This window comes from Thermoanaerobaculia bacterium, from assembly GCA_035260525.1.
GTDB lineage: Bacteria > Acidobacteriota > Thermoanaerobaculia > UBA5066 > DATFVB01 > DATFVB01.
In genome coordinates this window covers 1-5,469 of the sequence record DATFVB010000193.1, presented here as the reverse complement: position 1 = coordinate 5,469, position 5,469 = coordinate 1, and the positions used below count along the sequence as shown (strand labels likewise).

General features: G+C 68.7%; 4 protein-coding genes. All 4 read right to left on the bottom strand.

The window, feature by feature from the left end:
• Positions 1-131 precede the first annotated feature (131 nt).
• Positions 132-1,361, bottom strand: a complete 1,230-nt coding sequence (locus VKH46_09570) for an aminoacetone oxidase family FAD-binding enzyme (GenBank protein ID HKB71080.1) — start codon at positions 1,359-1,361, stop codon at positions 132-134.
• Positions 1,362-1,774: 413 nt separating this feature from the next.
• On the bottom strand, positions 1,775-3,031 hold the full coding sequence (gene secF / locus VKH46_09565) for a protein translocase subunit SecF (GenBank protein ID HKB71079.1): 1,257 nt from the start codon (positions 3,029-3,031) through the stop codon (positions 1,775-1,777).
• An 18-nt stretch (positions 3,032-3,049) separates the two neighbouring features.
• Positions 3,050-4,669 (bottom strand): protein translocase subunit SecD, encoded by a 1,620-nt coding sequence (gene secD / locus VKH46_09560; protein ID HKB71078.1) that lies wholly within the window; start codon positions 4,667-4,669, stop codon positions 3,050-3,052.
• Between the two features lie 267 nt (positions 4,670-4,936).
• A partial coding sequence (locus tag VKH46_09555) for an FHA domain-containing protein (protein ID HKB71077.1) occupies positions 4,937-5,469 on the bottom strand: 533 nt, incomplete at its 5' end.

Below are 5,469 nucleotides of genomic sequence, written 5' to 3'. Positions count from 1 at the left end.
CGCTGCGCCACGGAGGACCAGGCGCGGCGAGAGCCGAGCGAGACGGGATGCGGGCCGGGCGCGAGATCCCGAGGCGTACCGTGGCGTACGTCGCGCCTGACGGCGGCTCGCACGGGCCCGTATAACGACCCCTATGGTCCGCGCCTGCTCCCCGCGGCAAGGCCGGCCGTGCGGCCGGTGACCCACGCCCACAGGAAGTTATGCCCCCCGATCGGTCCGAAGGCGTCGAGGATCTCGCCGCAGAGGAAGAGCCCGGGGACGCGGCGGCTTTCCAGGGTCGCGGGGTCGATCTCCTCGAGCGACACCCCGCCGCCGGTCACCTCCGCCCTGGCGAACCCCTCGTGGCCCGAGACCGGAAGCCGATAGCGCGTGAGCGACTCGAGGAGGCGGATCCGCGCCTCCCGGCGCAGGCGAGCCACCGGGTCGCCGGGAGCGATCCCCGCTTCGGACGCGAGCGCTCGCGCCAGCCGCGCCGGGACGTTTCGCGCGATCACGCCCTCGACGCTCGAGGACCCCGGAACGCCTCGCAGCCGCTCTTCCCATTCCGCTTCCCGGATCGCCGCCCACGAAACGCGCAGGACGGTCGCCGGGTCCCGGACGACGTGATGCGAGACGTCGAGCACGGAGGGACCCGAGTAGCCGCCGTGCGTGAAGAGGAACCCCCCGGACGAGGAGAACCGCGCCGAGCCGCGCATGCCGGCCCGGATCTCCACGTCGAGCGAGACCCCCGCGAGCGCCCGGTGCTCCGGCCGTTCCGTGCGGAGCGGCGTCAGCGCCGGGTACGGCTCGACGATGCGGTGTCCGAGCCGCCGCGCGATCGCGAGGCCGGCGCCGTCGGAGCCCGTCCGCGGAATCGAGAGGCCGCCGGTCGCGAGCACGACGGCCGAGCCCGCGAGCCGTTCCCCCGACGCGAGAGTCACCGAGAGCGGCGGACCGGAGACGTCGGCCACGCGCGCGTCCCGCAGCAGCTCGACGCCCGTCCCCTGCGCCTCGCGGAGGAGAGCGTCGCGAACGTCGCGAGCGCGATTCGAGGCGGGAAAGAGCTTGCCCGATTCGGGTTCGAGGACGAGCGGGGTTCGCAGCTGCTCCTCGAAGAAGGAGCGGACCGACTCGAGGCGCCACGCCTTCAGGAGCCGCGCCGCGAGCCGAGGCGTCTCGGAAACGAAGCGTTCCGGCTCGAAACGGGACGGGAGCACGTTGCAGCGCCCGCCGCCGGAGATCAGGATCTTCTGGCCGGGGGTTCCCGTCGACTCGAGGAGGGCGACCCGCGCTCCCGCGCGGCGCGCGAAGATCGCCGCGGCGAGCCCGGCGGCGCCGGCGCCGACCACGACGACGCCGCGGGAGCGGGACGATTCAGGCACGGCGCAACAGCAGGCGGTCCGAGCGCTGTCTCTTCTCCCGCCGAGTTAAGTGCCCCTCCCCGGAAATACCGTGACATTTGTTCGGAGCGCCGCGGGGTAAGCTGCCAGTCGCCGCGACGATGGCGATGCGTTGCCATCCCTCGGCTGTCGCTCGGGACCTCATCGCGGCGGCGCCGCAGATTGCCCCGCGCCGCCCGAACCCGAAGGGCGCCCGCACATTGCGAACGATGGCGGCGTTGCGTCGCGGGCCCGATGCGAACGGCATCTGCTCCCACGACGCGTCTGGCCCTCGTCCGCAAGCCGCAGGCGCAAATGGCACACTATTTCCGGGGAGGGGCACTAAGCGGCGCGAAGCGTCCGCTTCAACTCGGCGGCCCCATCGTCAGCTCGGCGGCCCGTTACGTCGGAGCAGATTACCTCTTCCCCGACTTGCGCGCGGCCTTCGGGGCGCTTTTGGGCGGCGGGGGCGCGGTCTTCGCGGGCGCCGAAGCCTTCGCGGCGACGGCGGGAGCGGGGCGGCGCCGGCCCTGGACCTCGTTCCAGATCACGACGATCGGCGCCGCGACGTAGATCGACGAGTACGTCCCGACGATGATCCCGATCACGAGGGTCAGAGCGAACGTGCTCAGCACTTCACCCCCGAGGAAGAAGAGCGCGACGACGACGAGGAACGTCAGGCCGGAGCTCATCACGGTCCGGGAGAGCGTCTGGTTGATCGAGTCGTTGATGATCTTCGGCAGCGGGTCTCGCCGGTTGTTCTTCATGTTCTCGCGGATCCGGTCGTAGACGACGACCGTGTCGTTCATCGAGTAGCCGACGAGGGTCAGGAGCGCGGCGACGACGACGAGCGTGATCTCGCGGTTGAAGATCGACAGCAGCCCGATCGTGATCAGGGTGTCGTGGATGATCGCGACGATCGCGCCCACTCCGAACTTCACGTCGAAACGGAACCAGATGTAGACGAGCATCGCGCCCGTCGAGAGGAACACGGCCCAGAGCGCCTTGGTGCGCAGGTCGCGCCCGACCTGAGGACCGACGTTGTCGGCCGAGAGCACCGTGAACGGGCCGATGACCGTGTTCTGCTTGAGCCACGCCTTCGCCTCCGGCGAGACGTTCGGGATCCGGTCGATGTCGGCCGCCGAGTGGAAGAGGCCGATCTGCGAGCGGTACGCCACGATCGCGTCGCCGACCGCGGCGTAATGCTGCGCCGCCGCCGTGCCGAGCTTGCCGTTCACGTTGTCGGGGTCGACGGCCGCGAGGCTGGCGGCGAAGGTGTCGTGCCCCTTGACGTTGACGTCGATCTTTCCCCCCGCCGCGGGACCGCCCATGGCGGCCGACAGCGCGGAGAAGACCTCCTGGGTGATGTCGCGCCCTTCGTGGGCCTGCTGCTTGACCTTGATGAGGACCTCGTTCTTCTCCGGGGCGTCGTAGCGCTGCACGCCCTCGAGGCCGAGGTGGAGCGGCTTCAGGATCGATTCGATCTTCGAGGGGTCGGGGCGCTCGGCGAACTTCAGGACGACTTGCGTCCCGCCGGAGAAGTCGATTCCGAACCGAAGCCCGCCGTGCGCCGCAATCGAGATGAACCCGGCCACGATCAGCGCCCAGGAAATGCCGATGCAGATCCACTTGACGCGGAGGAAATCGATGTGAGTGTCTCTGAAAAGTTCCATCGTCCGTCCTGTCGCCCGCTAGATCGAGACGCTCTCGATGCGCTCGCGCGAGCCGTACTCGAGCATGAAGATCGTCTTCGACACGTACACGGCCGTGAACATCGAAGCCGCGAGGCCGACGATCAGCGTGACCGCGAAGCCCTTGACGGGCCCGGTGCCGAACTGGAAGAGGAAGAGCGCCGAGACGACGGTCGTCACGTGCGTGTCGATGATCGTCACGAACGCCTTGGAGAAGCCGTTGTCGATCGCGGTCTTGGGTGTCTTCCCCTCGCGCAGCTCCTCGCGGATCCGCTCGAAGATGAGGACGTTCGAGTCGACCGCCATGCCGATCGTCAGGATGAAACCGGCGATCCCGGGGAGCGTCAGCGTCGCTCCGAACTGGGCGAGCACGCCGAGCAGGATGATGGCGTTCAGGATCAACGCGAGCACCGCGTTGAACCCGGAGCGCCGGTAATAGACGACCATGGCGACGAAGACGAGGAGCGCCCCGAGGACCGCGGCGGTGATCCCCTTCCGGATCGAGTCGAGGCCGAGCGACGGGCCGACCGTCCGCTCCTCGAGGTAGACGAGCCCGGCCGGCAGCGCCCCCGAGCGCAGGATGAGCGCGAGGTCGTTCGCCCGCTCGGGGGTGAAGCTCCCCGTGATGATCCCGGAGTCGCTGATGCGCCCGTCGATCCGCGGCGCGGACTGCACCCGGTTGTCGAGGACGATGGCGAGCTGCTTGCCGATGTTCGATCCGGTCACCTTGTCGAACTTCGTCGCGCCCTCGGCCTTGAGCGAGAAGGAGACCGCCGGCCGGTTGGTCTGGTCCTGCGACGGCCGCGCGTTCTTGATGTCGCGCCCGGTGACCGCGGCGACCTTCTGGAGCAGGTAATAGACCTTCGGCGAAGTCGGGTCCTGGTCCGTGGAGTTCCCCTCGACGATCTCGGCGTCCGGCGGCACCTGGCCGCCCGAGGGGGCGAGCAGCGACGCCTGGTCCGACGACGGCCCGGCGACGACGAGCTTGAGCTCGAGGAACGCGGTCGATTTGATGATGTCCTTCACGCGCCGGGGATCGTCGACGCCGGGGAGCTGCACGACGATCCGGTTCTCTCCCTCCCGCGCGATGACGGGCTCGGAGACGCCGAACTGATCGATGCGGTTGCGAATCGTCTCGACCGCCTGCTGCACCGCCTCCTCCGACATGGTCTTGCGCGCGGGCGCGCCGAGGGAGAACGCCCAGGTCGTGCCCTGGCGCGAGTATTGCCATCCGGGAAGGAAGCGCTTGATGGCGTCCTGCAGCTTGTCGATGTCGGTGTCCGCGTTGACGACCGCCGAGAACGACGCCGGGCCGGTGCGCGTCACCGCGCCGAGCTTCAGCGTCTGCTCCTTGTTCTGCTCGTTGATGTGCGCGACCGCCTCGTCGGTCTCGATCTTCAGGGCGTCGTCGGTCTGCACCTGCAGCACGAGGTGGATGCCCCCCTTGAGGTCGAGCCCGAGCCGGATTCCGTTTTTCAGGTAATCCTTGAGGCCGGGGGTCGTCTCTCCCGTGACGTCCGTCTTCACCCGCGAGACGCCGCTCGCGACGTACGCGGCGACCGACGCGACGAGGACGACCAGGATCAGCCCGACCCGCGTCCAGACTTTTTGATGAGACACGTGGAAACCTCCCGCCCTCGATGACGAAACCGACGGAGTCTAACGGCAGGAAAGCCGTGAGTCAAACCGTCGCGGGAGCGGGCTCGGGGACCGGGAGCGTTTGTTTGGAGATTGCTTCCCGCCTTCGCCGGAGGCTTCGGCGTGGCGAGACGTGCGGGAAGACGGGCCCGTACGGCCTTCGCACTGGCGTGCTCGGCGATCCGACGCGTCCACCGCTGACGCGGCGTCCGCTGGATATTCCGTGCGTATCGCCGCGCCGGCTCCTCTTCACCCCTTCTGGAAGAACAGAAACAGATTCACCGCGCTCGGTCCCAGCGAGAAAAAGTCGCCGGACCGGAGGGGATGCGCGCAGTCGCTTTCGCTCGCGCCCTCGATGTCCGGCTTCGGGATCTCGTCTCCGTTGACGTAGGTGCCGCACGTCGAGCGCATGTCGACGATCGAATAGCTCGGCTCCTGCTGCGTGCCGCGGCGCCAGATCTTCGCGTGCACGCGCGAGACTTCGACGTTCAGGAACGCTTCGGGCGCCGAGATGCGGAAGCCGCCGACCGGCATCCCGACGCCGATGAACTCGGGCACCTCGCGTCCGAGGAGGAGCTCGTCGAAGTCGAGCTTGACGAGACCGGCATTGTACGGCCCGAGCCCGAGCATGTAGTAGCCGTCGTCGAGCTTCAGGATCCGCCGCTGGAACCGCTCGGAGATCGTGCGCAGCCCGGCGTCGGCGAACGACGACACGTCGCGCTGTCTCGACTCGAGCGCCTCCCGGCAGATCGCGGAGAAGATGTCGTCCATCGATGTCCCTC